Raw genomic sequence first — 26,999 nt, 5'->3', positions numbered from 1 at the left:
AGAGAGGGCATTTTCGTGATTTCAAACATCCACTTCACGGTAATAGTAGGCTTGTTGACTGAACAGCTTCCAATACATGCCGCGCTTCTCGATCAATTCTGCATGTGTGCCAGTTTCGCAGATCTCACCCCTGTCGAGCACATAGATATAGTCGGCCATACGTACGGTCGATAGCCTGTGGCTGATGATCAGGGCGGCACGATGCTCGATGCGCTCGCGAAAGTTTTCAAACAGCTCGAACTCGGCGCCGGGATCCAAGGCACTGGTAGGTTCGTCGAGGATAATCACGTCTGAACGGTGCAGAAAGGCGCGTGCCAGGGCAATCTTCTGCCACTGCCCGATGCTCAACTCCTCACCGTCATCGAACATGCGTGTCAACGGGGTATCGTAAGCACGACTCAGGGTATTGATGAAGGGAGCGGCGCCGGCATTTTTCGCTGCCGCTGGGATGCGGTCATTCGTATCGGGGTGGTGGATATCACCGAAGCGGATGTTGTCACGCACGGTGGCGGCGTAGTGAGCGTAGTCCTGAAAGATCACGCTGAACAGTCGGCGATAGGCTTCAACCCCATGGTAACGGATGTCGATACCATCCAGGGTGATGCGGCCCTCGGTGGGTTCGTAGAGCCGGCATAGCAGCTTGATCAGCGAGGTCTTGCCGGAGCCATTGGCGCCTACCAGAGCCACCACCTGGCCGGGGCGAATGGAGAGGTCGATGTCTTTGAGAACCGCGTTTTTGGTGCCTGGATAGCGAAAGGTGACTCCTTCGAAGCGGATCCCCTCACGCATTGGATCGGGAATCGGAATTGGAGCCTCCGGTTCGGTGATCTCAGGGCGAATGTCCAGGAAGGCCAACAGCCAGCCCGTGTACAGATGATCCTCATAGAGTCGGCCCAGTAGTTGGATCGTTTCCTGTCCCAGGGACTGGGCGCGCTGGAAGATCAGCAGGATCAGTACCAGATCACCGACGCTGTTGCGTCCGGTGGTAGTGTGCCACGCCAACACTCCTAAAGCGGCGAAGAAGGCCAGCGTGGCCAGGCTGCCTACCAGGAGCTCCAGCCGTGTGCGGCGCCGTGTGATGGCAAGCCGTTCACCACGGACCTTTCGGCGCAGTTCGGCATACTGTTGTCTCAGATGTTCTCCCAATTGGTTGAGGCGCAACTCCTTGGCATGCAGGTTCGAGGTGATCAACCAGTCCAGGTAGCTGGCTCGGCGCTCCATCTGGGTGCGACGATGCTGCCATTCGTGTAGATGCCGAGTGAAGACGAGCCGTACCATTACCCCTGGGATGATGGCCAGCAGCAGTACCGGAAGTAGGCGCCAATCGATCGTGGCGATCAGTACGGTCACGGCGGCCAGCATCAGGGTGTTCTTGGTCAGCATCAGCAAGTTGCTGACGACCTGAACCGGGCGTTGGCTGCCCGACTCACGGGCGCGCTGCAGGGTGTCGAAGTAGCGTGGACTCTCGTAGAAGGCGAGATCGGCGGCGATCGCCCGGGCATGGATCTGTCCGTCGATATAGTCCGCGACTAGAAGTCCCTGGGCCTCTCGGGCCAGTGCGGCCATGGCCCGAGTTGCCAGGTAGGCCAAGGAGGCGATGGCGGTAGCGGCCACGTAGCCGAGCACCGGCGTGAGGTTGTCGGGGGCCTCGGTGCCAAGCTGTTGGGTGATCACATCCACCAATTGCTTGAGCAGATACAGCACGGAGAGGGCAAAGAGTACCTCGAGCAGCATCAGCAGACTGCCAAGCAACGTCCATTTTCGGCTACTGTGCCACAGCAGGGGGAGCAGGCGCTGCAGGGTAGCGAGGGGGGCTAGGCTAGTCGCGAAGAGGCTCATGGTCGTGCGTCGTCACCGAATCGCTGCCGCAGGGCACGTAGCGGACGGGTAAGCCAGTAGAGCCACTGCCAGGCTTGCGGTAGGGGGCGATCATGGTAGTCGCTGTAGCTGGGTCGTAACGGACGAATCAAACGATTGGCACGGTTGCGGATGCGTTGCATGGGGCGGGCTTGCCAGGCGAAGGCGAAATCGGCAGTGATGTTTTGCTCTCGCAGTTCCAGTTCCGCTGCCTTGCCACCCTGCACCGTCCTCAGGCAGCTTGCCAACAGATCGTTGGCACGGCGATCGAGCCCCTTTGCTTGCCAAGATGTGGGTTCGGTGCAGGCTCGGTAGAAAGCCAGGGAGGCCTGCAGGGTGGCTTCGAGACCGCGTCGCTTGGCACAGGCTCGTACGGCTTTGATATCGAAGTCGGGGTGACGCTGGATGGCGTCCAGGTCGACCAGCCAGTGCAGGTGTGACCAGTGGTGGCGGCTGTGGTGGAGGCAGCAGTACAAGAACAGCTCTTCCGTCGGCATTACCATCAGGGTGGTATCACCCAGCGTGAGGGGCTCCGCAGCTTCGATCAGTTCCGATGTTGAATAGAGATTGCCGCCCTGATCTAGCCGTTGGTGGAATTCGATGGCCACCCCTTCGGGGCTGATCAGGGTGATCACCGGTTGAACGCGACACAGGAACTCGAGGCTCTCTCGGTCGTCCTTGAGGTCCGCCGGCAGGTAGGGCGCAAAGCCGTGCTGCAGCGCGCGAGCCAGCAGTCGGGGCATGTCGCGTCCATTCACCAGGAGATCGATGTCACGGCAGAAGCGCAGGCCGGGATCGTTGTAGTAGCGCAGGGCCAGGGCAGGGCCCTTGAAGAACAGGTAGGGAACATCCTCTGATATGAGGAGTTTACGAGCCAGTTGTCGCTGGATGGCAGCGATCCGCAACCCATGCTGTGCGATCTCGAGGCACTGCCTATGCAGGTGCTCGAAGTGTTGAGAGGGGATTTGTACGGGCTGGAGCGCGCGTAGGTGGCGGTTGACCAGAGGCAGGATGAACTGTGCCTCGGCCTGTTGGAACAGTGAAGGCCAGTCGTTGATTCGAGCGCAGAGCGAAAGCGCTGCGTCTCGCTGGCTGGGGACCAGTTCAAGCCGGGCGAAGAGTAATAGCAACTGCAGTTCGGCAGTTGGCTGAGAATACTCAGGCCGCATCATCAGCATCCCGGCGGATTTGCTCGATCAGTGGCCTCAGATGGAGCGCCATCTTGTCGAGAGCTTTGGGGCGTCGAAAACGATAGATGCGCAGGCGGCTTGCCAACTGGCTGGCATCCCGGAAGAGTCGCTCGCTGGCCTCAGGCAGGGGAACCAGCTCGGGACGATAGAGGGTAGCCAAGACGGCTTGGAAGGCCGCTATGCCATGGATTGGCTCGAGGGTAGCCGGTTCGTCGTCTTCGGCGCAACTCAACAGCACCAGGCCCTTCATTGGCAGCGCCTTGGCCTGGAAGCCCTGGTGGCGCACCAACTGGTACTTGCGAATCCGTGACAGGTCCCGTGCCAGGCCTTGGGTGGAGATGCCCAGGGCTTCGAGGGCATCGTCCCAGAGCTTGAGTCGCGGCGGGCCGGGGTAAAGGTAGGCCTGGGCCTCACCGGGGCGGACCACGGCTACATCGTCGCTGATCAGTGGCCACTCATGGTGATAGTGCAACCAAGCTGCCAGAGTAGACTTGCCGGCGCCTGAAGGGCCAGTGAAGCCCCAGACGCCGCCGGGGGTGTTCAGGGCGCTAAGGTGAAGGGGGAGCCAGCCGCGTTGATGGATCAAGGCGCCCATCGCACTTCCCAGTATGAAAAGGCGGACATCGCCGGGGATGGCCGCCGTGCACGGCGAACTCGGGAGTGCTGCCATGCGGCGGTCAACCAGAATGCTTCGGCCGTGCTCGACTCTCAAGCGGGCTACGGCATCCACATGCAGGTCACAAGTATCGCTACTCAATTGCATCCAGCTTTGACTGATGGTGGCGTTGGGCAACGTGGCGGGTACCGTGGTGGTCCGAATCTCGATATCGGCAGGTGGCAAGTCAGCGGAGGGCGCCAATTCCGGCAGTTCGAGCTGTGACGCCAGCTTCAGGCCGTAGAGCTGATAATGGTGCTGTGGGAGCGCTGGGTGGCCTGATGCGCCTCGCCGCTCCACCGCAATGGGCGGCGTCTCGGTAGCGCGTGCGCCATTCTTGTAGAGTCGTGGCAAGCAGCCGCTCCTTGTATCGGTTCAGGCGTGTCCGGCCACTACTCGCGACTCGGCCCATGAATACAGTGGCTTGGGCATGACGCGACCTTCAGCATCAGTGACACGCAATAACGTAAACGGTGTGATACTAAATGTTGTGCTACTGTTACAGCATGAAGTATAGCACCTGCTATAAGAGGTGCCAGCCACCCTGAGCGTGTGGGAGCCGCTAAGTGCTGCATCGGGCTTAAACAGTCTTCAGTACGCTGAGGAGTTGTCGGGAGGTATGCTGTGAGGGTTCTCCGCCGTTTTGTGGGCTTGCCCCGGTATCGCAAGGTCCTGCTGCTCGAGGCCGCTCTGTGGCTAAGCTTGGCCTGGGTACTGGTTCGCGCAGTACCATTTCGCTACTGGTCCCGTTGGCTTGGCCACCAGGCAGCGGGGGAAGCCGACATGAGCGAGGCGTCCCGTGATATTCGTGTAAAGGATATTTGTTGGTCGATTTCGACCATTAGTAGGCTAATGCGGAACCGGTATACCTGCCTGATGCTGGCCATGACGGCGCAGTGGATGATGCATCGGCGACATATTTCCTGTTGCCTGGTTCTGGGTGCTCTGACATGCAATCGAGAGCAGCGCCTCTCTCTCAAGGCCCATGCGTGGGTAAGGGATGCCACCGGAGTGGTGCTCGGTGATTTAGGTGAGTCTTATGTTCCGATTTCCAGTTTCATGCGTCGCTATCCTGCAAGCTCTTCCTCAAGAGACAATCAGAGGAATAATTAAAGAAGCATGGAGTCAAAAATGGAGTTCTGGGTAATGGCCGAATTCTTCCGGGGGGGCGAGGCTGCCATGAAATTACACACAGTAGTAAAGAAAAATCAATCGCTACTATCCTCTCAAGTAGGTGATGATCTCGTTTTTTTCAGCGCAGAGCGAGGCATGTTTTATGGTACAAAAGAGGTGGGTAAACGGATCTGGGATCTCATCCAAGGCGAAGTAAGTATTTCATGTATCTGCGATCATCTTATAGTTGAGTATGATGTGGAAAGGGCGAGGTGTGAAAGAGAGGTCATTGATTTTCTAGGTAAACTTGAGGCGGAAGGTCTGGTGGTGCTTCGTGAGGCTCACGAAGGGGGAGGAAGTGAGTAGGTGAAGCTGGCACTGTGCTTATCTCTTGAATCCAAAGATCAATCGGTATTGGCTTGGTAGGATCAAATTGAGCCCGACCTCCAAATGTATGTAATGCGTTCAGAGTTTCTACGAGCGATCTGCGGTGGCTTGATCTTTGCCTTTCTATCACTTTTGATCGTTTTACCCCAAGCCTATGCAACAGTGCCTCTGGTGGCGTTGGTGGTAGCCGCCTGTGGTTTGTTGCTAGGTAGTGCCCGTACTCCAAGTCGCTTGCGGCTGGACCGTGAAGATGGCTGGATGTTGCTGGCCTTCTTGTTGTTCAGTGGACTGTGGCTGTTGGATATTGGACGCACAGGTCAATGGCCAGTGGGTGAGGGCGGTCAAGGCGTGGGCTTGCCACTATGGCCGCTATTGGCTTGTCTACTGCTCGTTTGGTTTCGCTGGTTCCCTCCGCATCCACTTTTTTTGTGGTGGGGGCTCGCCTGCGGTGCCTTGGGGGCTGGCAGCATTGCGCTTTATGAGCGGCTGTGGCTAGGTGTTGGCCGAGCCAGTAATGGCATGAATGCCATTCCATTCGGCAACCTTTCATTGTTGCTGGGTGTTTTGTCGTTACTGGCTGTATTATGGGGTATCCGTTGCAGTTTCGGGCGACTCAACAATTTGTTGTTTTGGTCTCTTCTGGCAACAATTAGTGGCTTGCTTGGATCCCTCCTTTCTGGTACTCGGGGTGGTTGGATCGCCCTGCCGATGCTGTTGCTGCTGGTTTACCGTGCATCGAGAGAGATAGTATCAACCCGGTGGCGCAATGTTTTGCTGGGGTTTGTGGCTGTGATGCTGGTTGGTGTTGCTATGCTTCCTCAGAGTGGAGTTGGCCACCGAGCTTCCTTGGCGATCAGCAATGTCACGGAATACTGGCATCAGAACGAGCGAGGTACTTCGGTTGGGTTACGTTTGGAAATGTGGCGTGGTGGCGCCTTGCTGATTGTCGCAAAACCTTGGTTTGGCTGGGGCGAGGGGGGCACTGAGTCAGCGATAGCCGACCTGGTCGAAGCCGAAGTGCTCCACTTTGGCGTCATCCAGTATGACCAGCTGCATAGTGATATCATAGATACCACGGCACGGAGAGGTGTGCTGGGGTTAAGTTCATTGCTGATGCTTTACCTAGTGCCCATATGCCTGAACTGGCGTCGTTTGCGTTCGCCGGTATACACCAGGCGAACGCGAATTCTGGCGGCAGCGGGTGTAATTGTCCCGGTGGCCTTTTTCGACTTCGGCCTGACCCAGTCAATGCTTCGTGATGTACGTGGTCTCAGCGGTTATTTGGGCTTATGCGTAGCCTTCTGGGCAGTCCTCCGCGCTTATGAGGCCAATGTGATTTCCCATCAGTCTGAGCTTTCAGAGCGGTGCGCAAAACACGGCGGCGACGCCGGCGGCTCCGCATCTGCTGCATCCTCCCCGCGTAGCACCTGGAGCAGGGCGTCGCGCAGGATCGGCAGGTGAGAATCCTCAAGGTTGCGCGCTGCAGAAAGCAGCGTGACCTTTCCTCGGCGGACATGTCGCATCAGTGGTATCAGATTCTCAGGGTGGTCACGCAACTCTCCACGATAGCGCACCGCAAACACGGCGGGGCTGATTTCACCTTCATGGAGCTGTCGTCGCAACTGTGGCGACGGCGATGCATCACGATACCAGTCCGTAAGATTGAGGCTCTCGCGGCGTTTGCCGCGAGGCCAGAGGCGATCGACGAGGACCCGGGCGCCATCGGCAGGCTCACTCGGGGTGTAGATTCGCTTGAGTGCAATGTCGTAGCTCACGCGGTCTCCCTTGGTGCTGTCGAATCTCTCTCCAAATGCCAATGGCTACAACTGTACCAGAGCCTCCCTGGCGCGTGGTTGCCAGTGTCCCGGCAAATCGGCGGCACGGCGCAAGGCCTGGCGAGCTTCGTCCGTTTCTCCATCCGCTTGCAGGGAAAGGCCCAGGTTGAGCCAGGCTACGCCCAGGTCATCCCGCTGGGCTACCGCGTTACGGAAGGCGTCGATGGCTCCGGCGAGATCCCCTGCGGCATGGCGGGCATTTCCCAGCGCAAAGTGACCCATGCCCGATGCGGGAAAGCGCTCGACCAGAGCCTGCCAGGCAGGCAGCGTGTCCACAGCTCCTTGGACCTGCTCGAAGGCGGCAGTGGCCTCGAGGGCTCGTTGTTCGCCTATCCCGTGCGGTAATTCTCCGGGGGCAAGCGCCACGAAGGCCCAGCGATCGCTGCGTGCCCAGGTGGCATCGAAGCGGCGGAACGATTCAATACGCTCGGCCTCCTCTCCACTATGAAGCGTCAGTTCATTGGCTTCCAGATCGTAGCCAATGGCAACGGCGTAATGCCACATCGGCCAGGCCGGCAAGGAAAGATTCTGCATCACAACGACCGGATGACCCGCGGCTATCTCGGTCAGCAGGGCATCGAAATTATCGTTGAGCACGAAGGGAACCCGGCCATGACGCCTCACCGTGGCCAGCATCTCGGGCTGCACGCTGCCTTCCCGGCCGGGGATGAACACCTGAGGGATCAGCGCTTCCATGGAGACATCCACACCATCGTGGTTGAGCACCATGGCCAGTGAGGCAGGACCGCACTGATACTCGCGCTGAGCATGGAAGGGCACGTCATCGACCCAGGCTTGGGAAGGAATGGCCTGCTGGGTAGTTTCCGCCAGGCGTGGCGTGCTGGCGCAGCCAGTCAATAGCACCAGGCCCAACAGCAGAACGCCCGCGAGGCGGGCGTTCTGGCGGAGCCGAATGAAACGGCTTTGCATGATGGCGTTTTCCCTCACCGGGTAAAGGGGAAGACGTTGGTCAGGCCCAGGATGTCGGTGACCAGCAGTACGATGAAGACGACCAGAAGGGCTCCGACGACGCTGGCACCCGCAGGGAGCTGCTCGAGCTGTTCGGCCATCTGGCGAGCTTCCTCATCGCTGAGGGCGGCCACGCGAGCGTCGACTTCGGCCAGATCGACGCCTTGAGCGATGAGCTGGTCCTGCACCTCGGTGCGAGAAAGAATCTCATGGATGCGCTCGCGGTCTGCATCACCGCGCTCGGCGGAAAGGGCGGCCTGGGTGGAAACCAGGTCCCCGGCGGGGAGCGGTGCAGCGGAAACGCTAACGCTAGCGGTGCCGAGCACCAGGGCCAGGATCAGTAGCGGGCTGAGAAAGCGGCGAAGTGTCTTCATGATCAATGTTCCTTCTTTTTGAGAAAGGCTTCCGGCTCTTGAATGATCCGGCGCTCACGCTGTTGTGCGCCGTCCTGCAGCTGTGCTCCAACGATGTCAGGCCTAGTATAAGCAGAAAGCGCATGAGATTTCATGCCCTTGCATTGCATTCACGGCATGCTGATACAGGTGCGGTCGCGACCGCTGGACTTTGCCTGGTAGAGTGCGCTGTCGGCCCGGGAGTAGAGAGAGTCGAAATCGGTGTCAGGTCCTTGGCCGGTGGCGATGCCGAGACTGACGGTTAGTCTAGTGGCTACACCGAGCTTTTCTTTGGGGAGGCGGCCGATGCGCAAGCGAATGCGCTCGGCAAGCTGATAGGCACCCTCGGCATCGGTATTGGGCATCAGTACGCAGAACTCTTCGCCGCCGATGCGCGTCACTACGTCCGCCTGACGCGTGGCCTCCAGAAGGGTGTTGGCAAAGACTTCCAGCACCTTGTCGCCGGCAGGGTGTCCCCAAGTGTCGTTCAGGACCTTGAAGTGATCCAGGTCGATCAACGCCAGGCTCAGGGAGGTTTCATCGCGTCGGCTCAGCTCATGCAACTGCTCGGCGGCATTGAGCAGGTAGCGGCGATTGCCAAGCCCGGTCAATTCGTCAGCCAGGCTCAGCCGCGCGACCTGCTCACGCTGGCGATGCAGGCGCATCAAGGCCAGCATCAGCCCTCCGACCACCAGCAACACGAGCAGAACCAGCAGCCCTATGATCCTGGCGAGTCGCTCCATGAGGATACGCTGTTCTGCAGCTGCTCCATGAATCAGGTCGTTCAGTTCGCTGTAGGCCCAGGCGAGGTCGTCTTCCACGGCGTAACCCAGGGATATCAAGGCCCCTGGGTCGGCTCCCGCAGCGACGGCTTCGATCTGACGTTCCATCTCGGGGAGTCTTGCTTCGACCTGCTGCAGGGTTTCCAGCAGCGGAGCGTAGTCTGCGGGGTCGAGCTGGCTCGCGGTAAGGCCGTGGGAAACGCCGGCAATATGCTGCGGGATGCGCCACATCAGATTGTCCAGACGCTGTTCGTTCAGCTGCTGCGGGTGCTCCTGAAGGTCGTTTAGGATTGTTCGCAGAAGATTTGGGTGCTGCTGGGCACGGACCACGTCGGCCACCAATGCCGTGTAATTGGCTCCCACGTGCTGACGTGCATTGACCATGTAAAGGCCGATGGCCAGGGCGCAGATGCCCGTGAGCAGCGTGAATGCCGCTGTTAGCCAATGGCCGAGGGCGATGCGATCGGACGATGTCATCGGGTTTGGATTTCCCTGATCGACCAGATCCAGCGCGTCATGCTCTCCTTGCCCGCCTCGACAGCCTCCGCATCGGCTGGAACGACCAGCAGGGTGGGGCCGAACTCATTGAGCGTGAGCGGTTCTGCGTCCAGACGTGTGACGAGCAGATAGCGCTTCTCGCGGCGATCCTCCGGGGTCAGAAAGATGGTGTAATCGTCGTGGGCGATGAAGCGCAGTCGCTCTGCCGTATCCAACTCCTGTGCGGCGAGAAATTCGTCCAGCCAGACGCCGGCGAAACGCCCTTCGGGTCCCTCGAAGTGCCGCAGCTCGATTTCATGAAGAGGCAGCGATTCGATCTCGGCGCGGCTAATGTCGCGACGCTCGCTGCCTTCGACCAGCGTGATGACCGGGCTGGTATCGTGTAAGGGAGCGAGTTCGCTGGGGGTGGTCTGCGTGGCCAGGGCGGGTACAGCGAACAGCAGCGCCAAGCTCGATGCAGCGAGCAGAGTCTTCATCATAATATGGTGCATGGGGTGGCCCCTTCAGAGCGTGAGTCCCCGATAATGCCAGTTAACGCCGCTTAGGCTACCAACGCTTGCGCTCAACCCACCCGGTAGGAGGAGGGCATCTCTGCCAGCAGCCCGCGTCCACCGGCCAGGGTCAACGCCAGGTCATGCAGACCCTCCCATAGCGGCAGTGGTGCAGCGCCCTTTATCGCCAGGTCGAGGCGTTGGGAAAACATCAGCAACTTGTGCAACCGTTTGCGTGGCAGGCGCGAAATGGCTTGCTGGTAGGCAGGGCGGCGCTTGTCGAAAATGGCGGGCTTTTGGGCCTTGCAGGCATGCTCGAAACTCTGGCCCTGGTCGAGATGCTGGTGCAGCGAGAGCAGGGTGCGCAACTCACGCGTGAGAGCCCAGAGTACGATGGGGGCCTCGACACCTTCACCACGCAGCCCGTGGACAATGCGCGAAACGCGCTGGCGTTCGCCCTTTAGGCAGGCATCGGCCAGGGCAAAGACATCGTAGCGAGCGCTGTCTTCCACCCCCCCGGCGATCTGGGAGGGGCCGACACGCGTACCGGGGGGCAGCAACAGGGCGAGCTTCTGCAACTCCTGATCCGCGGCGAGCAGGTTGCCTTCGGTGCGCTCCCCCAGCAGGCGGGCGGCATCGAGGTCCAGCGAGAGGCCATAGTGCTCTGCACGGTCGCGCAGCCAATAGCCCAGTCGTGAGACATCCACCGGCCAGACCGGTACGAACAATCCCAATTTGTCGAGGGCCTGGAACCAAGCGCTTTTCTGCTGGCGGAAATCCAGCTTGCCCATGCTGACGAGCAAGACGTTGTCGCTGGTACCCGGAGCGTCGGCATACTCCTTTAGCGCCTTGGCGCCTTCCTGGCCAAGCTTCTGACTGCCCAGGCGAAGCTCGATCAGCTTGCTCGAGGCAAAGAGCGACAGGCTCGCGGCGGCTTCTCGCAGCCGGCCCCAGGCGAAATTGGCCTCGACATGCAGAATCTCCCGCTCCTCGATGCCACGCGCACGCGCCGCGTTACGCACGGCATCGCAGGCTTCCATGTGCTGCAGCGGCTCCTCGCCGGCCACCATCACCACTGGCGGTAGCTTCTTGACCAGCGCTTCCGGCAGTTTGTCGGCAAAGACCTTCACCCAGGCCACCTCGAGCCAATCACTTCAGGGGGGTATGGCTTCATTGGGCAGTGTTCTCCAATACACGCAGGCGGTCGAACAGACGGCGAAGCGCTTCCTGGCGCAACTCCTGGCGGGCTTCTTCTCGCAGGTCATCCTGGGCCAGCAGGTTGTCGTCGCTGACCACGAAACCTGTCGATACCTCAAGACGCTGTTGCGGCACGTGGTAGGCGCCATCGCGTCGCCGCTGAACGGAGAATGGCACCGAGAGGGTCATTTCCCGCTCCTGGGGGCCCGTGTCGAGAACTCCGAGCTGATGCTCACGAAACGCCTCGTCACCGAGGTTGAGCACCAAGGGAGCATTCTCATGGACTCTTGTGCCGAGCGAGGTAAGGCGCTCGGAAACCAGCCGGGCCAGCTCGCTGTCGCTGCTGGCCAGGGCGAGTTCGTCGAAGGCCAGCTCCGGTGCGTCGAAGCCACGCAGGCGAAAGCCGCAGCCGGCCAGCGTCAGCGAAGCACCGGCGGACAAGAAGAGGGCAAGAAAGCCGCGTCGCTGCATGATGACTCCCCTTCGTCCAGTGTCAGCTTGCCACGATATTGACCAGCTTGCCGGGTACCACGATGACCTTGCGCAGCGTCTTGCCCTCAATGTGGCGCTGAACGTTCTCTGCGGCCAGTGCCTCGGCTTCAACAGCATCCTTGGGGGCGTCGGCAGGTACCTCGATACGGGCGCGCAGCTTGCCGTTGACCTGTACCACCAGCTCGATGGTGTCGCGCTCGAGGGCCGATTCATCCAACTGCGGCCAGGCAGCGTCGATGGCGGGTTCCGCATGGCCCAGCTCGCGCCAGAGCGCATGGCAGGCGTGGGGCGTGATCGGGGCGAGCAGCAGTACGCAGGCTTCCACGGCCTCGCGGGCCACGGCCAGGCCCAGCGGTGAAGTATCCTGGAACCTGGAGAGCGCGTTGGTCAGCTCCATCACCGCCGCAATTGCCGTGTTGAAGGTGGTGCGCCGGCCGATATCGTCGCTGGCCTTCTTGATCGTCTCGTGGGTCTTGCGCCGCAGTTCACGCTGAGCGTCGTTGAGGGCACTGGTGTCCAGCCTGCCCGGGTCGCCGGCCTCGAGGTGCTCCGCGACCAGGCGCCACAGGCGCTTGAGAAAGCGGCTGGCGCCCTCGACGCCGGAGTCGGACCACTCCAGCGACTGCTCGGGCGGGGCGGCGAACATCATGAACAGGCGCACGGTGTCGGCGCCGAAGCGGTCGATCATCGACTGCGGGTCGACGCCATTGTTCTTCGACTTCGACATTTTCTCGATGCCGCCCATCTCCACCGGCTGACCGTCGCTGATGAGTACCGCGCTGATCGGGCGGCCCTTGTCGTCGCGCTTGACCTCCACGTCGGCGGGATTGAACCACTCCTTGCCGCCATTCGGCGTCGTGCGGTAGAAGGTCTCGGCAATCACCATGCCCTGGGTAAGAAGGCGCTGGAACGGTTCGTCGACCTTCACCAGGCCCAGGTCGCGCATCAGCTTGGTGAAGAAGCGCGCGTAGAGCAGGTGGAGGATGGCGTGCTCGATGCCGCCGATGTAGAGGTCCACCGGCAGCCAGTAGTCGGCCCGCTCGTCGAGCATAGCCGTTTGGTTGTCGGCACAGCAGAAGCGGGCAAAATACCAGGAGGACTCCATGAAGGTGTCAAAGGTGTCGGTTTCGCGCACCCAGCCATCGCCGAGCTCGTAGAACTCGGGCATGCGCTTCAGTGGCGAACCGGAAGCGTCGACGGTGACCTCCATGGGCAGGGCCACCGGCAGTTCGTCATCGGAGAGCGGCACGGTCTGGCCTTCGGGGCCGTACTTGACCGGTATCGGCGCGCCCCAGTAGCGCTGGCGGGCCACGCCCCAGTCGCGCAGGCGATAGTTGATCTTCACCTCGCCGTGGCCGAGTTCGGCCAGCCTGGCGGCGATGGCCTCGAAGGCGGCATCGAAGTCGAGCCCGTCGAACTCGCCGGAATTGATCAGCCGGCCGTACTCCACGTAGGCGGCCTCGGAGAGATCCGGGGCCTGGCCGCTCTCGTCGGCAATGACTGCCTCGATGGGCAGGCCGTACCTGGTGGCGAACTCCCAGTCGCGCTGGTCGTGGCCGGGCACGGCCATGACGGCACCGGTGCCGTACTCCATCAGCACGAAGTTGGCCACGTAGACGGGCACCTCGCGCCCGGAGAGCGGATGCACCGCGACATGGCCGGTAGGCATGCCGCGCTTCTCCATGGTCGCCATCTCCGCCTCCGAGGTGCCGCCATGGGCGCACTCCTCGCAGAAGGCGGCCAGCTCGGCGTTGCCTTCCGCCGCGGCCTTGGCCAGCGGATGCGCCGCCGCCACTGCCACGTAGGTCACCCCCATCAGGGTGTCGGGGCGGGTGGTGTAGACCGAAAGCGGCACGGCGTCGCTGCCGTCGGTGGTCTTGATATCGAAGCGCAGTTCAATGCCCCGCGACTTGCCGATCCAGTTGCGCTGCATGGTCTTGACCTGCTCCGGCCACTCGATCTTGTCGAGATCGGCCAGCAGCTCATCGGCGTAGTCGGTGATCCTCAGGAACCACAGCGGGATCTCCTTGCGCTCCACCAGCGCACCGGAGCGCCAGCCGCGGCCCTCGATGACCTGCTCGTTGGCCAGTACGGTCTGGTCCACCGGATCCCAGTTGACGGTGGACATCTTCTTGTAGACCAGCCCCTTTTCGACCAGCTTGGCGAAGAACCACTGCTCCCAGCGGTAGTAGTCGGTGTCGCAGGTGGCGAACTCGCGGCTCCAGTCGTAGGCGAAACCCAGCGCCTTGAGCTGGTTGCGCATGTAGTCGATGTTGTCGTAGGTCCACTTCGCCGGTGGTACCCGATTCTGGATCGCTGCGTTTTCAGCCGGCATGCCGAAGGCGTCCCAGCCCATGGGCTGCATGACGTTCTTGCCCTGCATGCGCTGGAAGCGCGAAACCACGTCGCCGATGGTGTAGTTGCGCACGTGCCCCATGTGCAGTTTGCCGCTGGGGTAGGGGAACATCGACAGGCAGTAGAACTTCTCGCGGTTGGCATCCTCCACCGCCTTGAAGCACTGGTTGGTGTCCCAGAATTGTTGGGCGTCGCGTTCGATTTCAAAGGGCTTGTACTGTGCGTCCATCGGCTTTCGAATTGACCTTAGAGTGTTCGGGCGCGGGATTGACGTGCGCTTCCGCAGGAAGTTGTCCGGCGTCAGTCATCCCCTGCTTGAGGGCGATAAAACATTGAACTGACGGCGTGATGGCGTCTAAATGGTAGTCAAGGATACCCCAGTAGGGCAGGCCCGGCCATGCCCGGCCCATGCCGAAAACCGCTTCGAGGAGATGACCATGAGTGAACGCCCCGACTCCCATCGTGAACACCGGCTGCGCGAAGGCTACGAGCGCATGCTGGCCCGCCTGCGTGAAGGTGCGGACGACCTGACCTGGGAAAACCTGCAGCGGGAGCTGGACGAGGCGGTCGAGTTCGAGGCCGAGCTCGAGGAGTTCACCAAGGACGAGCTTGCCTTGCTGCGTGCCTGGGTCGAGCGCGATCTGATCGACATGCGGCGCTATCTCGGTGCCAGCGGCCGAGGCGTCGCCGCCTGGCTGGGCATCGATCTCGATCAGCTATCGCGCAAGGTGCTTGACTCCTTGTTTTCCATCGCCGATCGCAGCATCGTCGATCAGGAGCGCTTGAAGGAGGATCTGGAAGCGGCGCGTGCCGACTACTGTGAAGGCGAGATCGCCGCGCCGGGTCGCATGGCCTGCGTGCATTGCGATGCCGTGGTCGATCTTGAGGGAGTCACCCGAATCGATCCGTGTCACCAGTGCGGTCACCGTTACTTCTACCGTCTGTCCCAGTAAGCCTTCCTCCATTTTACGGGCTGGCGCAGCGTCGGCCCGTTTTCGGTGTGCTCTCGACAGCCATACATCTCTCTACAGCCAGGCGTCCAGGCCCAATAGTGCCAGTACCACCAGGGTGCTGAGAGCCAGGGCGTAACCGAGATTGTGACGCATCATGTGGTAGCCGCTGATGCCATAGCGGCCCTGCAGCGACAGGTTGATTCCGGACAGCGGCCCTACCGAGGTGCCCACGGCCCATGATGCCAGCGCAGTGAAGGCAAACAGGGTCTGTTCATGCCCGGTCAGCTCGAGGGTGGAAGCCAGTACCGAGACGCCGATGATCGGATGCAGTCCGACTGCCGCGCTGGCCACGATAGCCAGGAAGCTGATGATGGCCTGCAAGCTGCCGAAGCGCGCGAAAAGCGTCCATTCGCTGCCGGTGGCGGCGGCAACCAGCGTCGAGAGGCCCAGTGTAAGCAGCCCGGCAGACAGGAAAAGGGCGATCTCGCCGCGCATGGCCGGCAGCCGGGTCAGGGTGTGTTGGCGCACCCGGTGCAGGGTCCAGCGAGGCCCCTTGGGCAGGTTGCTGGCCAGTGCCACGGCCGGCAGCAGGAAGGTGATGATGCTGACGATGCCGAGCCCGGGCGTGAGCTGGAAGTGAAACAGCATGACCAGGGCGGCCATGGCCACGGGCATCAGCAGGCTGCGGGGCGAGAGCGAGAAGCCTGCTATCTCTGTCAGGTCGAAGCGCCGCGACAGCTCCAGGGTGGTCAGCAGTCCGCTCAGCAGCGCCAACGGCAGCCCCACGGCAAGGATGCGGGAATATTCCATCTCCGGAGCCAGGGTCATCACGACCCCCATGGAGGCGAAGAAGGGCGACCACAGCGCCGCGCTGGAGAGGCCGCGATTCAGTGCCAGCAATTGTGGGGTAGTCAGCGGAGCACGGCGGGCGAGGCGGTCGCCGATCATGAACACCGTCGACAGGTTGAGAATGGTGCCGAGCAGATGCACGCCGAGCCAGGTGCCGGCGCTGCCTCGCTTGCCGGTAACCGGGCGGCCGAGTGGGCGCTTCGCGTCATTGCGGTTGCCGATCAGGCCAATGAAGCTCACCCCCACCAGCATCGCCACGACGTAGGTATTGCCGCTGGCGATGGCCAACCAGTCGATGTCGGCACCATAGTGCCAATTTGCCGTCAGTAGCATGCCCAGGCCAATGACGGCCAGCGCACCGGCCTGGTAGCGAGTGCGGTAGGGAATGTCACGCCACAGCAGCAAGGTGGCCAGCCACAGTGCATAGCCGACCCCATGCGGCAACAGTACGGTCCCGGTAAAGGTGAGAATCTGCTGTACCAGCCCAAGCAGGATCAGCACGCCTGCCAGGGCATGGCGCAAGGGCATCGGTGATGAGTCGGGCGGGGACACGATGGGTTGGGCTCCGGCGAGTCGGGACAGCTCTTCGCTTCTGATTTATGAGCAGTCTAACAATATCTTCCTATCCCCCGCGACTCGCGGCGTCGCGTGCCTCCTCCAGCAGAGAGAGCATTTCCCGTGCCGCGTTGGAGAGCGTGCGGCTGCGGTGCACCAGATAGCCCAGGGAGCGGTGGATGGTCGGATGCTCCACATCGAGTTCGTGCAGCTCTCCTTTTACCATTCGCTCCGGCAACAGGCTCCAGCCCAGGCCGATGGCGGTCATCATCTTGAGCGTTTCGAGATAGTTGGTGGCCAGCGCCACGGGCAGGGTGAGGCCTGCAGCGGCGAAGCGAGACTCGATCAGCGTGCGGGTGAAGGTCAGCGGGCCGGGGAGTACGGCATCGAAGGTGCACAGCTCATGCAGCGTAAGCCGCCCTTGTCCGGCCAGCGGGTGGTCGTAGGCGCAGACGAAGCACATCCGGTCCTGCCACACTGGCACCACGTCGAGCTGAGGGTCCGGGTGCGGTGCCAGGGTCACCACGGCAAGTTCCAACTCACCGTCCAGTACTCCCTGGTAGGCGAGCTCCGAATCGAGGAAGCGCAGGTCCATGCGTACCTCGGGGTGGGCCTCGGTGTAGGCCTTCAGCAACGGCGGCAGTCGGTGCAGGCCGATATGGTGGCTGGTGGCGAGGGTCAGGCTGCCGGCCACCTCGCCTTCGAGGTTGGTCAGGGCACGCCGGCTGTCGTCCACCATGACGAGGATTTGCCGGGCTCGGGGCAGCAGTACCCGGCCAGCCTCGGTGAGGGTGACGCGGCGGCCGATGCGGTCGAACAGCCGCGCGCCGATCTGATCCTCGAGGGTGGCAATGCGCTTGGAGACCGCCGGCTGGGTCAGGTGCAGCTGCTCGGCGGCGCGAGAGAAGCTGCCGCTGTCGGCTACGGCGAGGAAGGCTTGCAGGCTTTGGGTGTCCATCTCTCGTTTGTATTCCTTTATGGAATCCAATGAATAAATAACATGAATTGATTTTATGGGCGAGCCGCGCAAGACTTGATGACACCAAAGAGAGCCAAGCGAGAATTACCGAATAAGCTTGGCGGCAGCTGCAACGCAGCGGCGCCGGGGGCAGGCCGAAGAGGAGGTCCGATGCCATGGATGGCATCGGTAGCGTACAGGGAAGTATTCACAGCGCCTCCTCGCAGGCCTGCCGCCGGTAAAGCCGCGGTGCTAGGGCAGCAGCTCGGACCGATCGCATGAGAAAAAGGGCCATGGCGCCCGGGAGAACGATATGGCAGGCCAGACGCTTTACGACAAGCTGTGGTCGCAGCACCTGGTGAAGGAGCGCGACGACGGCACCGCACTGATCTACATCGACCGCCAGCTGCTGCACGAAGTGACCTCGCCGCAGGCCTTCGAGGGGCTGCGTCTGGCCGGGCGCAAGCCGTGGCGTCTCGATGCCAACCTGGCCACGCCGGACCACAACGTGCCGACTACCGTGAAGGAACGTGCCGAGGGTAACGCCGGCATCAAGGACCCGGTATCGCTGATCCAGGTGCAGACGCTGGACGACAACTGCGTCGAGTTCGGCATCGAAGAGTTCAAGATCAACGACCCGCGCCAGGGCATCGTCCACGTAGTGGGGCCGGAGCAGGGCGCCACCCTGCCGGGTATGACCGTGGTCTGCGGCGACTCCCACACCGCCACTCATGGCGCCTTCGCTGCGCTGGCTCACGGCATCGGCACTTCCGAAGTGGAGCACGTGCTCGCCACTCAGTGCCTGCTGGCGCAGAAGATGAAGAACATGCAGGTGCGCGTCGAGGGCAAGCTCGGCGTCGGCGTCACCGCCAAAGACGTGGTGCTGGCCATCATCGGCAAGATTGGCACAGCCGGCGGTACCGGCTACGCCATCGAGTTCGCCGGCAGTGCCATCCGCGACCTCTCCATGGAAGGCCGCATGACGGTGTGCAACATGGCCATTGAGGCCGGCGCCCGGGTCGGCCTGATCGCGGTGGACGACACCACCATCGAGTATCTCGCCGAGCGTCCCTTCGCTCCCCGGGGCGAGCAGTGGCAGGCCGCCGTGGCCGACTGGCGCAACCTGGTGTCCGACTCCGACGCCGAGTTCGACAAGGTGGTGACGCTGGACGCCGCCGAGATCGAACCCCAGGTGAGCTGGGGCACCAGCCCCGAGATGGTCACCGGCATCTCCGGCGAAGTGCCCGACCCGGCCGAGCAGGATGACGACACGGTCAAGCGCGGCTACACCCGTGCGCTGGAGTACATGGGCCTCGCGCCCAAGCAGAAGATCACCGACATCAAGCTCGACAAGGTCTTCATCGGCTCCTGCACCAACTCGCGCATCGAGGACCTGCGCGAGGCGGCCAAGGTCGCCAAGGGCCAGAAGGTTGCGGCCTCCATCGAGCTGGCCATGGTGGTACCGGGCTCCGGCCTGGTGAAGCGCCAGGCCGAGGCCGAGGGGCTCGACAAGATCTTCATCGAGGCGGGCTTCGAGTGGCGCGAGCCGGGCTGCTCCATGTGCCTGGCGATGAACGCCGACAAGCTCGGTGCCGGCGAGCACTGCGCCTCCACCTCGAACCGCAACTTCGAGGGCCGCCAGGGCTACGGCGGGCGCACCCACCTGGTCAGCCCGGCGATGGCCGCCGCCGCCGCCATCGCCGGCCATTTCGTCGACGTGCGTCGCCTCGACGCACAGCCTGTCACAGAGGAGGCCTGAGCCATGAGAAAGTTCGAACGCACCGAAGGCCTCGTCGCCCCCCTCGACCGGGCCAACGTCGACACCGATCTGATCATTCCCAAGCAGTTCCTCAAGTCGATCAAGCGCACCGGCTTCGGCGTCAATCTGTTCGACGAACTGCGCTACCTCGACGAGGGGCAGCCCGGGCAGGACTGCTCTCAGCGTCCGCTCAATCCGGAGTTCGTGCTCAACCAGCCGCGCTACCAAGGTGCCAGCGTACTTCTCGCGCGGCGCAACTTCGGCTGCGGCAGCTCCCGAGAGCATGCGCCCTGGGCGCTCGAGGATTTCGGCTTCCGCGTGGTGATCGCACCGAGCTTTGCCGACATCTTCTACAACAACGCCTTCAAGAACGGCCTGCTGCTGGTCACCTTGCCGGAGGACGTTATCGACCGGCTGTTCCGTGAGGTGGAGGCAAACGAAGGCTATCGCCTCGACGTGGACCTGGAGAACCAGCGGGTAATCACGCCCTCGGGTGAGATCCTCGAGTTCGAGGTCGATGCCTTCCGCAAGCACTGTTTGCTTGAGGGGCTGGACGATATCGGCATCACCCTGCAGGACGAGGACGCCATTCGCGCCTTCGAGGCGAAGCATCGTCAGGAGCGCCCCTGGCTGTTCCGCGATAGCGCTCAGGCCTGACTTTCCCACTACTCCGAGGAAGCGGAGCGTCGGGGGCAGGCCGAAGAGGAGGTCCTACGCCAGGGATGGCGTCGGAAGCGTACAGGGATGTATTCACAGCGCCTCCTCGCAGGCCTGCCGCCGAGGTAGCTCCGCGGTCCCAGCAAGGAAGAAGCAATGACTCAGAAGATTCTGGTACTGCCGGGTGACGGCATCGGTCCCGAGATCACCGCCCAGGCTAGCCGCATCCTCGCCGCCTGCCAGGCCCGCGGCCTCGACGTCGAGGTCGAAGAGGCTCTGGTCGGCGGTAGCGCCTACGACGAGCACGGCGAGCCGCTGCCCGCCGTGACCCTGGACAAGGCCAAGGCCGCCGATGCCATCCTGCTCGGCGCCGTGGGCGGGCCCAAGTGGGACAAGCTCGAGGACCTCGCCAAGCGCCCGGAGAAGGGCCTGCTCGGCCTGCGCAAGAACCTCGGCCTGTTCGCCAATCTGCGCCCTGCGATCACCTACCCGCAGCTGGCCAGCGCCTCCAGCCTCAAGCCCGAACTGGTGGCGGGCCTCGACATCATGATCGTGCGCGAGCTCACCGGCGGCATCTACTTCGGCCAGCCCCGCGGCATCGAGGAGCGTGACGGCCAGCGCGTCGGCTTCAACACCTACGTCTACTCCGAGAGCGAGATCGAGCGCATCGGTCGGGTCGCCTTCGAGCTGGCGCAGAAGCGCGGCAAGCGCCTGTGCAGCGTCGACAAGGCCAACGTGCTCGAGGTCACCATCCTGTGGCGCGAGGTGATGGAGCGGCTGGCGCCGGAGTATCCCGACGTCGAGCTCTCCCACATGTACGTCGACAACGCCGCCATGCAGCTGGTGCGCGCGCCCAAGCAGTTCGATTTGATGGTCACCGGCAACATGTTCGGCGACATCCTCTCCGACGCCGCCGCCATGCTCACCGGCTCCATTGGCATGCTGCCCTCGGCCTCGCTCAACGAGAGTGGCCAGGGCATGTACGAGCCGTGCCACGGCAGTGCGCCGGACATCGCCGGCAAGGGTATCGCCAACCCGCTGGCGACCATTCTCTCGGTAGCAATGATGCTGCGCTACTCGCTCTCCGAGCCCGAGCTGGCAGCCCGCATCGAGGCTGCCGTGGGAAAAGTGCTGGACGACGGCCTGCGCACCGCGGATATTGCCTCCGAGGGCATGCGCACCGTCTCTACCGTGCAAATGGGCGACGCAGTGCTGGCGGCCTTCGAGGCGGAATGAGCGCCGCCCACTCGTCACTGTCATGACCCTTGGCTCGGGCCCGCCTGCGAGGTGGGCCCGTGTCATGTATACTAATGGCCTCATTTTTTTCAGGAGGACTTCACATGTTGAAAGTCGGTTTCGTCGGTTGGCGCGGCATGGTGGGCTCTGTGCTCATGCAGCGCATGCAGGAGGATGGGGACTTCGACGGCATCGAGCCGATCTTCTTCACCACCTCCCAGGTCGGCAAGCCCGGCCCGGACATCGGCGTCGACGTTCCTCCGCTCAAGGATGCCACCGACATCGAAGAGCTCAAGGCGCTGGACGTCGTGATCACCTGCCAGGGCGGCGACTACACCAAGCAGGTCTACGGTGATCTGCGCGGCGGTGGCTGGAAGGGCTACTGGATCGATGCCGCCAGTACCCTGCGAATGGAGGACGAGTCGGTCATCGTGCTCGACCCCGTCAATCGTCGGGTCATCGATGAGCAACTGGCGCGCGGCACAAAAACCTTCGTCGGCGGCAACTGCACCGTCAGCCTGATGCTGATGGGGCTCGGCGGCCTGTTCGAGGCCGATCTGATCGAATGGATGACCTCCATGACCTATCAGGCGGCTTCCGGCTCCGGTGCCAAGCACATGCGCGAGCTGCTCAATCAGATGGGGGCGCTGCGCGACTGCGTGGCCAGCGAGCTGGACGACCCCGCCAGCGCCATCCTCGACATCGACCGCAAGGTCACCCAGGCCATGCGCAGCGGCGACTTCCCCACCGAGAACTTCACTGCGCCGCTGGCCGGCAGTCTGCTGCCCTGGATCGACACCAAGCTCGATAACGGCCAGAGCCGCGAGGAGTGGAAGGGCAGCGTCGAGACCAACAAGATCCTCGGCATCCAGGACAACCCGGTGCCCATCGACGGCATCTGCGTGCGGATCGGCGCCATGCGCTCGCACAGCCAGGCCTTCACTATCAAGTTGAAGAAAGATGTGCCGATAGATGAAATCGAGGAGCGTATCGCCAAGCACAACGAGTGGGTCAAGGTGATCCCCAACGACAAGGAGGCCACCATTGCCGGACTGACGCCTTCGGTCGTGACTGGCACGCTGAGCGTTCCGGTGGGGCGCCTGCGCAAGATGAACATGGGCGGCGAATACCTCTCGGCCTTCACCGCGGGCGATCAGCTGCTGTGGGGGGCTGCCGAACCGCTCAAGCGCATGCTGAAGATCCTGCGCGAGCAGTAAATTTCTCGCAGTGCCATGAACGGGGCACCTCCTGCGGGAGGTGCCCCGTTTTGCGTTGGGCCGGCATGATCCTCGGTTCGGCGATGGCCGGGAGAATGACAGTCGATCTGATGAGATGAAAGGCTGTGGGCAGGGCGCATGGCTCAAGGATATGGTACATAGTCCTACAAGATGAAGAACGCCGGCATGACAGACCGGGCGCTTCTATGACAAGCGGAAAATGCAAGGGAACTCGATGAGACGCAAGTTGACATTAGCCGTGCTGCTTTCGCTGTCGGCCGCAAGCCCGCAGGCGCTGGCTCTGGGGGTCGGGGAGGTCGATGTGCGCTCCTCCCTGAATGCTCCCCTGCGTGCTGTCATCCCTCTCACCGATACGGCCGGACTCGATCCCGAGCTGCTGCGGGTCAGTGTCGCAGATCCACGCGAGTTCGAGTCGGCCGGGCTGGTGCGTACGCCACTGGCCGCCAGCGTGCGTGCCGATGTCGAGGTGCGCCAAGGCGAATGGGCCGTGACGCTGGTCAGCGAGCGCTCGGTACGGGAGCCCTGGATGGACCTCCTGCTGCGCTTCGACTGGCCTTCGGGCCGGCAGCTGCGCGAAGTCACCCTGTTGCTCGACCCGCCGGATTACGACCAGATGCCGGTACTGGTCAGCGGCCCGAGTCGTCAGCTCTCACCTGCCGATACGCCGACAGCCACGCAGCCGGATTCGACTCCGCAGACGGTTTCCCGGCCCTCCGCCGCGAGTGCGAGCCAGCCCCGGGCGGACGACCCTGCCTGGGTAGGCAGCGGCGATACCCTTTGGGCGGTTGCCGGCCGGCTGAGGCCGGATAGCGGCATCAGCATGGAGCAGATGATGGTCGCGCTGATCGAGGCCAACCCGGATGTGTTTCCCTCGGGCAATATCAACGCCATGCGCGCTGGCCACACCCTGGTGGTCCCTTCTCGTGATGCGATCGACGCCCGCTCGGGACAAGAGGCCTCCCGCGTCGTTCAAGCCATGAACCAGGCCTGGGCCAATCGTGGCGGCGGCGCCCCCGCGCGAGTTCCTCTCGGGCCCACAGTGGCGGCAGGCCAGGAAGTCGAGGTCGCTGCTGCTTCGGTTGCCGCGCAGGCATCACCGCCGGGAGCGGATGAGCAGAATGGTGCCATGGCACTTGATGAGACCCCGCCGCCGCCTGATACAACAGTACCGTCTGGTACTGCCGAAACCGAGGAGTCAACGCCTCGCTTGACGCTTCTCAGCGATGAGGAGCTCGCTGCAGAAGCGACGCTGGAAGTGGTGGATCAGGACTCCCGGGCGGTGGCTGAAGGCGCGGCCGTGGATGGCGGTGGCGGTTCGCTGGACCCCGACGTACTGGCCACGCTCGGGGCGGGGGAGCTGGCCGGGGGGCAAGGTGACTCGCGCCTTGCCCTGCTCGAGCAGCGCTGGCAGGAAAGCCAGGCAGCGCTGGAAGACGTGCAGGCCGAGCGCGATGCCTTGCAGCAAGAGCTCGGCGGCCTGCGCGACGAGGTCGAGGCCATGCGCGAGCAGCTGGCTCAACTGCTTGCCGGTGGAGGAGGGGGCGATGGGCCCGGGGGCGCGGTGGTCCAGCTAGATGCCGATGATCAGGCCGACGCCTCCTGGTGGGGGGCCATGTATCCGGCAACCGTTGACCGAAACCTGATATTTGGCGCAGCCGGGCTCGCCGCTTTGCTGGGGCTGTGGCTCCTGGTGCGCCGTCGCCAGCGGCGTGATCAGGCCGAGTCGATGGGCAGTGCCGCCATGCCCAGCATGGTTCATGGCATGTCGCCAGCTGCTGGCGCGTCACCGCCGGGTCCGTCAGCAGCGACGGCGCCCCCCATGGTCGCCGGGATGACGGTCTCTGAAGCCGAGTCGGAAGAGCGTGAAAGCGTGCGCCCGGCCATGCCGCAGGCGGAGGCGATCAGCGAGGCGGATATTTTCATGGCCTACGGGCGTTACGATCAGGCCCGAGAGCAGCTCGAGGCTGCCCTGGATCGTGACCCGGGGCGGGAAGACCTGCGTCTCAAGTTGTTGAATGTCCATGTCGAGCAGGGCAGTTGGCAGGCCGCCGAAGATGCGATGCAGAAACTGGCTGAAACCGGCGACCCCGCGCTGATGGCCGAGGCGGCGCGCTTGATGGCCAGGCGACATGCCGAGCCGGCTGCTGCCGCGAGCAGAGAGGCGCCGCCCGAAGCGCAGGGGGCGCCAGCGGGCCAGCATGATGCGGCTACCGACGACCTTGCCAGCGATCCGGCGCAGAGTCGCGAGCCCCCGGAGGCGGAGCCGCCGGCAAGCAGCACGCCCGCAGCGGGGTCAGCACTGCCCTTGGCGTCTTTCGCGACACGTGAACCGTCTGCCGGGAGCAATACCCCGTCACCCGCCGCTGAGCCTTCGGCCGAGCCGCATGAGAGTGGTGAGCAGCAGAGTGGGAGTCGGGAGGGGGTGGCGCAGGAAGAGCAACCGCACCTCCCGAGGGATGAAAGTGACGCGGAAGCGCATCCCACCGCGCAGGAGCAGTCAGGCGGCGAGTGGGATGTGATCGACTATCGACCGCCTGCCCTCGATCCCGAGCCGGCACCCCGAGTGGAAACCCCGATGCAACCCAGCATCGACTTCCCCCGCGTGGAGCCGGGGCGTGACGATTCGGCTCATGGCGATGACGAACTCAAGACCGAAGGAGAGGTCGAATTACCCCCGCTGGACAAGCACATCGCACACGAAGATGACGAGTGGGAAGTCGAGGAAGTGGCCTTCCCGCCGCTCGACGGGGATAATGGCCCGGCCCGGAGTGAACCGGCACCGCAAGATGACCTGGCCGAGGCTCGTCGCCTGCTCGAGCGAGGCGACCTGGCTCAGGCGCATGCGCTGCTGCAGCGTCTGCTCGATGAGGCCGAGGAGCCTCACCTGCGTGACGAAGCCCGGGAGCTGATCACACACTATCGACTCTGACGGTGGCATGACCCTTTTTCGACCTCTCGACGACCGCCGCCCCCTGACCGGCCGCCTGGCCCTGGGGGTGGAATACGATGGCAGCGCCTACTGCGGCTGGCAGAGACTCAAGCATGCGCCCTCGGTTCAGGCCGAGCTGGAGCGAGCGCTGTCCAAGGTAGCGAGCCACCCGGTGACCATCCATGCCAGCGGGCGAACCGATTCCGGCGTGCATGCCACCCGCCAGATCGTGCATTTCGATGCGCCAGCGCAGCGCTCGCAGAAGGCCTGGGTGTTCGGTGTCAACGCCAACCTGGCCCGAGACGTGGCGGTACGCTGGGTGCGCGAAGTGCCCGATGACTTTCATGCCCGCTTCAAGGCGCTGGCGCGTCGCTATCGCTATATCATCCTCAATCAACCCAGTCGGCCGGTGCTTGAACGACACAATGTGACCTGGTGCCGTGATCCGCTGGATGCCGATGCCATGCATCGCGCCGCCCAGGTGCTGGTCGGCGAGCACGACTTCTCCAGCTTTCGGGCGGCAGGCTGCCAGTCGAAGACCCCGTGGCGCCACCTGCACTTCATCGAAGTCCACCGGCATGGCCCGCTGGTCGTCGTCGACGTGCAGGGCAATGCCTTCCTGCATCATATGATCCGCAACATCGTCGGCGCCCTTGTCAGCGTGGGGCGCGGCGAGCAGGGCGATGGCTACCTGGCTGAACTGCTGGCGCTCAAGGATCGCACCCTCTCCGACGTCACCGCACCGGCCTGCGGCTTGCACTTCGTCGACTCGCTCTATGACGAGGCCTGGGGCTTGCCCCAGGAGCCGCTGGGGCCCAACCTGCTTGCCTTTCTCGGCGAGTGGACCGGCGAGCGCCAATTGCCCGACTGCCCCATGGTCGAGTTTCGGCGGGGCAAGCCCGTGGCAGCAGTGAAGGCGAGTGTCTCCACGTTGAATGAGGGGGGAAGATGACGTCTCGCGTGCATTCGATCCGTACCCGTATCAAGTTCTGCGGCCTGACCCGTGAGCAGGACGTGGCTGACGCCGTGGCGGCGGGGGGCGATGCGCTCGGCTTCGTGCTCTGGCCAGGCAGTCGCCGTCACGTCGACCTGGATCGCCTCGCGGCGCTCGCTGCCGGTGTGCCGGCCTTCGTCACCCGGGTCGGTCTATTTGTCGATCAGCCCCCCGAGCTCATTCTCCAGGCCAGCCGTTACCTGAACCTGCTGCAGTTCCACGGCGACGAGACGCCCGCTTTCTGTGCCGGGTTCGACCGGCCCTGGATCAAGGCGCTGCGCATGCGCGACGACCTCGACCTGCACGCCGCTGCACAGGCCTATGCCGGTGCCCAGGCGCTGCTGCTGGACGCCTACCGTCCCGGCGTGCCGGGCGGCACCGGCGAGACCTTCGACTGGTCGCGAATCCCCGCAAGTCTGGCAAAACCTGTTATTCTCGCGGGTGGGCTGACCCCTGACAACGTGGCCGATGCGGTCGAGTGCGTGCGCCCCTTCGCGGTGGACGTTTCGGGTGGCGTGGAGTCCGAGCCCGGCTGCAAGGATCCCAGCCTGCTCTCGGCATTCGCCGCGGCGGTGGCCGAGGCCGACCGCAAGCGCCCGAGCTAGCCGTCATCGTTTATCTGCCCGGACAGACCCGACAACCATTCCCTTATGGCGAC

At 63.1% G+C, this 26,999-nt stretch carries 24 protein-coding genes; 11 read left to right on the top strand and 13 right to left on the bottom strand.

The window, feature by feature from the left end:
• Nucleotides 1-21: 21 nt before the first annotated feature.
• The 3 genes from H1D44_RS15220 to H1D44_RS15210 are packed head-to-tail and all read right to left on the bottom strand — an operon-like array spanning nucleotide 22 to nucleotide 4,056.
• On the bottom strand, nucleotides 22-1,839 hold the full coding sequence (locus H1D44_RS15220) for an ABC transporter ATP-binding protein (protein ID WP_181515710.1): 1,818 nt from the start codon (nucleotides 1,837-1,839) through the stop codon (nucleotides 22-24).
• Nucleotides 1,836-3,029, bottom strand: coding sequence for a nucleotidyltransferase domain-containing protein (locus tag H1D44_RS15215; protein WP_181515709.1), 1,194 nt, complete (start codon nucleotides 3,027-3,029; stop codon nucleotides 1,836-1,838). Before H1D44_RS15215 ends, H1D44_RS15220 begins: the two co-directional genes overlap by 4 nt.
• Entirely contained in the window at nucleotides 3,016-4,056 is a 1,041-nt protein-coding gene (locus H1D44_RS15210) for an ATP-binding protein (RefSeq protein ID WP_181515708.1), read from the bottom strand. Before H1D44_RS15210 ends, H1D44_RS15215 begins: the two co-directional genes overlap by 14 nt.
• Nucleotides 4,057-4,326: 270 nt before the next feature.
• Here H1D44_RS15210 and H1D44_RS21325 point away from each other — a divergent pair, with 270 nt between their 5' ends.
• The 3 genes from H1D44_RS21325 (at nucleotide 4,327) to H1D44_RS15195 (ending at nucleotide 6,663) form a co-directional block, all read left to right on the top strand.
• Nucleotides 4,327-4,815, top strand: coding sequence for a lasso peptide biosynthesis B2 protein (locus tag H1D44_RS21325; RefSeq protein ID WP_181515707.1), 489 nt, complete (start codon nucleotides 4,327-4,329; stop codon nucleotides 4,813-4,815).
• A gap of 18 nt (nucleotides 4,816-4,833) precedes the next feature.
• Entirely contained in the window at nucleotides 4,834-5,181 is a 348-nt protein-coding gene (locus H1D44_RS15200) for a PqqD family peptide modification chaperone (protein WP_181515706.1), read from the top strand.
• Nucleotides 5,182-5,265: 84 nt separating this feature from the next.
• Nucleotides 5,266-6,663 carry an O-antigen ligase family protein gene (locus tag H1D44_RS15195; protein ID WP_181515705.1) on the top strand — a complete coding sequence of 466 codons (1,398 nt, stop codon included), beginning with the start codon at nucleotides 5,266-5,268 and terminating at the stop codon, nucleotides 6,661-6,663.
• Here H1D44_RS15195 and H1D44_RS15190 read toward each other — a convergent pair.
• The 8 genes from H1D44_RS15190 to leuS form a co-directional block, all read right to left on the bottom strand.
• Nucleotides 6,546-6,977 (bottom strand): DUF488 family protein, N3 subclade, encoded by a 432-nt coding sequence (locus H1D44_RS15190; RefSeq protein WP_181515704.1) that lies wholly within the window; start codon nucleotides 6,975-6,977, stop codon nucleotides 6,546-6,548. The genes H1D44_RS15195 and H1D44_RS15190 overlap by 118 nt on opposite strands.
• 45 nt (nucleotides 6,978-7,022) lie before the next feature.
• Entirely contained in the window at nucleotides 7,023-7,967 is a 945-nt protein-coding gene (locus H1D44_RS15185) for a PA2778 family cysteine peptidase (RefSeq protein WP_181515703.1), read from the bottom strand.
• A gap of 14 nt (nucleotides 7,968-7,981) precedes the next feature.
• Entirely contained in the window at nucleotides 7,982-8,380 is a 399-nt protein-coding gene (locus tag H1D44_RS15180; protein WP_181515702.1) for a PA2779 family protein, read from the bottom strand.
• Between the two features lie 149 nt (nucleotides 8,381-8,529).
• Nucleotides 8,530-9,657, bottom strand: a complete 1,128-nt coding sequence (locus H1D44_RS15175; protein WP_181515701.1) for a GGDEF domain-containing protein — start codon at nucleotides 9,655-9,657, stop codon at nucleotides 8,530-8,532.
• Nucleotides 9,654-10,169: a hypothetical protein gene (locus H1D44_RS15170; RefSeq protein WP_181515700.1), complete on the bottom strand. Its 516-nt coding sequence runs from the start codon at nucleotides 10,167-10,169 to the stop codon at nucleotides 9,654-9,656. The genes H1D44_RS15175 and H1D44_RS15170 overlap by 4 nt, the downstream gene beginning before the upstream one ends.
• A gap of 71 nt (nucleotides 10,170-10,240) precedes the next feature.
• Nucleotides 10,241-11,299, bottom strand: coding sequence for a DNA polymerase III subunit delta (gene holA, locus H1D44_RS15165; RefSeq protein ID WP_181515699.1), 1,059 nt, complete (start codon nucleotides 11,297-11,299; stop codon nucleotides 10,241-10,243).
• Nucleotides 11,300-11,339: 40 nt separating this feature from the next.
• Complete coding sequence (locus tag H1D44_RS15160) at nucleotides 11,340-11,837, bottom strand: LPS-assembly lipoprotein LptE (RefSeq protein ID WP_181515698.1); 498 nt, start codon at nucleotides 11,835-11,837, stop codon at nucleotides 11,340-11,342.
• Between the two features lie 22 nt (nucleotides 11,838-11,859).
• Nucleotides 11,860-14,442, bottom strand: a complete 2,583-nt coding sequence (gene leuS, locus H1D44_RS15155) for a leucine--tRNA ligase (protein WP_181515697.1) — start codon at nucleotides 14,440-14,442, stop codon at nucleotides 11,860-11,862.
• A gap of 208 nt (nucleotides 14,443-14,650) precedes the next feature.
• On the opposite strand from leuS, the gene H1D44_RS15150 reads away from it, so the two are divergent.
• On the top strand, nucleotides 14,651-15,166 hold the full coding sequence (locus H1D44_RS15150) for a zinc ribbon-containing protein (RefSeq protein ID WP_181515696.1): 516 nt from the start codon (nucleotides 14,651-14,653) through the stop codon (nucleotides 15,164-15,166).
• 72 nt (nucleotides 15,167-15,238) lie between these two features.
• On the opposite strand, the gene H1D44_RS15145 is transcribed toward H1D44_RS15150, so the two are convergent.
• Together H1D44_RS15145 and H1D44_RS15140 are read right to left on the bottom strand one after the other, a co-directional pair.
• Nucleotides 15,239-16,543: a hypothetical protein gene (locus H1D44_RS15145; RefSeq protein ID WP_181515720.1), complete on the bottom strand. Its 1,305-nt coding sequence runs from the start codon at nucleotides 16,541-16,543 to the stop codon at nucleotides 15,239-15,241.
• Nucleotides 16,544-16,637: 94 nt separating this feature from the next.
• The gene (locus H1D44_RS15140; protein ID WP_181515695.1) at nucleotides 16,638-17,528 is read right to left on the bottom strand and encodes a LysR family transcriptional regulator; all 891 of its coding nucleotides are present in this window, start codon (nucleotides 17,526-17,528) and stop codon (nucleotides 16,638-16,640) included.
• Between the two features lie 313 nt (nucleotides 17,529-17,841).
• On the opposite strand from H1D44_RS15140, the gene leuC reads away from it, so the two are divergent.
• The 7 genes from leuC (at nucleotide 17,842) to H1D44_RS15105 (ending at nucleotide 26,946) form a co-directional block, all read left to right on the top strand.
• Nucleotides 17,842-19,287 carry a 3-isopropylmalate dehydratase large subunit gene (leuC, locus tag H1D44_RS15135; protein WP_181515694.1) on the top strand — a complete coding sequence of 482 codons (1,446 nt, stop codon included), beginning with the start codon at nucleotides 17,842-17,844 and terminating at the stop codon, nucleotides 19,285-19,287.
• 3 nt (nucleotides 19,288-19,290) lie between these two features.
• Entirely contained in the window at nucleotides 19,291-19,944 is a 654-nt protein-coding gene (gene leuD / locus H1D44_RS15130) for a 3-isopropylmalate dehydratase small subunit (protein WP_181515693.1), read from the top strand.
• Between the two features lie 156 nt (nucleotides 19,945-20,100).
• Complete coding sequence (gene leuB / locus H1D44_RS15125; protein WP_181515692.1) at nucleotides 20,101-21,180, top strand: 3-isopropylmalate dehydrogenase; 1,080 nt, start codon at nucleotides 20,101-20,103, stop codon at nucleotides 21,178-21,180.
• A 104-nt stretch (nucleotides 21,181-21,284) separates the two neighbouring features.
• Nucleotides 21,285-22,397, top strand: a complete 1,113-nt coding sequence (gene asd / locus H1D44_RS15120) for an aspartate-semialdehyde dehydrogenase (RefSeq protein WP_181515691.1) — start codon at nucleotides 21,285-21,287, stop codon at nucleotides 22,395-22,397.
• 235 nt (nucleotides 22,398-22,632) lie between these two features.
• Entirely contained in the window at nucleotides 22,633-25,347 is a 2,715-nt protein-coding gene (locus H1D44_RS15115; RefSeq protein WP_181515690.1) for a FimV/HubP family polar landmark protein, read from the top strand.
• Nucleotides 25,348-25,354: 7 nt separating this feature from the next.
• Nucleotides 25,355-26,299, top strand: a complete 945-nt coding sequence (gene truA, locus H1D44_RS15110) for a tRNA pseudouridine(38-40) synthase TruA (protein ID WP_181515689.1) — start codon at nucleotides 25,355-25,357, stop codon at nucleotides 26,297-26,299.
• Entirely contained in the window at nucleotides 26,296-26,946 is a 651-nt protein-coding gene (locus H1D44_RS15105) for a phosphoribosylanthranilate isomerase (protein ID WP_181515688.1), read from the top strand. Before truA ends, H1D44_RS15105 begins: the two co-directional genes overlap by 4 nt.
• Nucleotides 26,947-26,999 lie beyond the last annotated feature (53 nt).

The sequence above is a fragment of the Billgrantia kenyensis genome (assembly GCF_013697085.1).
GTDB classification, from domain to species: Bacteria; Pseudomonadota; Gammaproteobacteria; order Pseudomonadales; family Halomonadaceae; genus Halomonas; species Halomonas kenyensis.
This window is presented reverse-complemented; position numbering and strand designations above follow the sequence as displayed.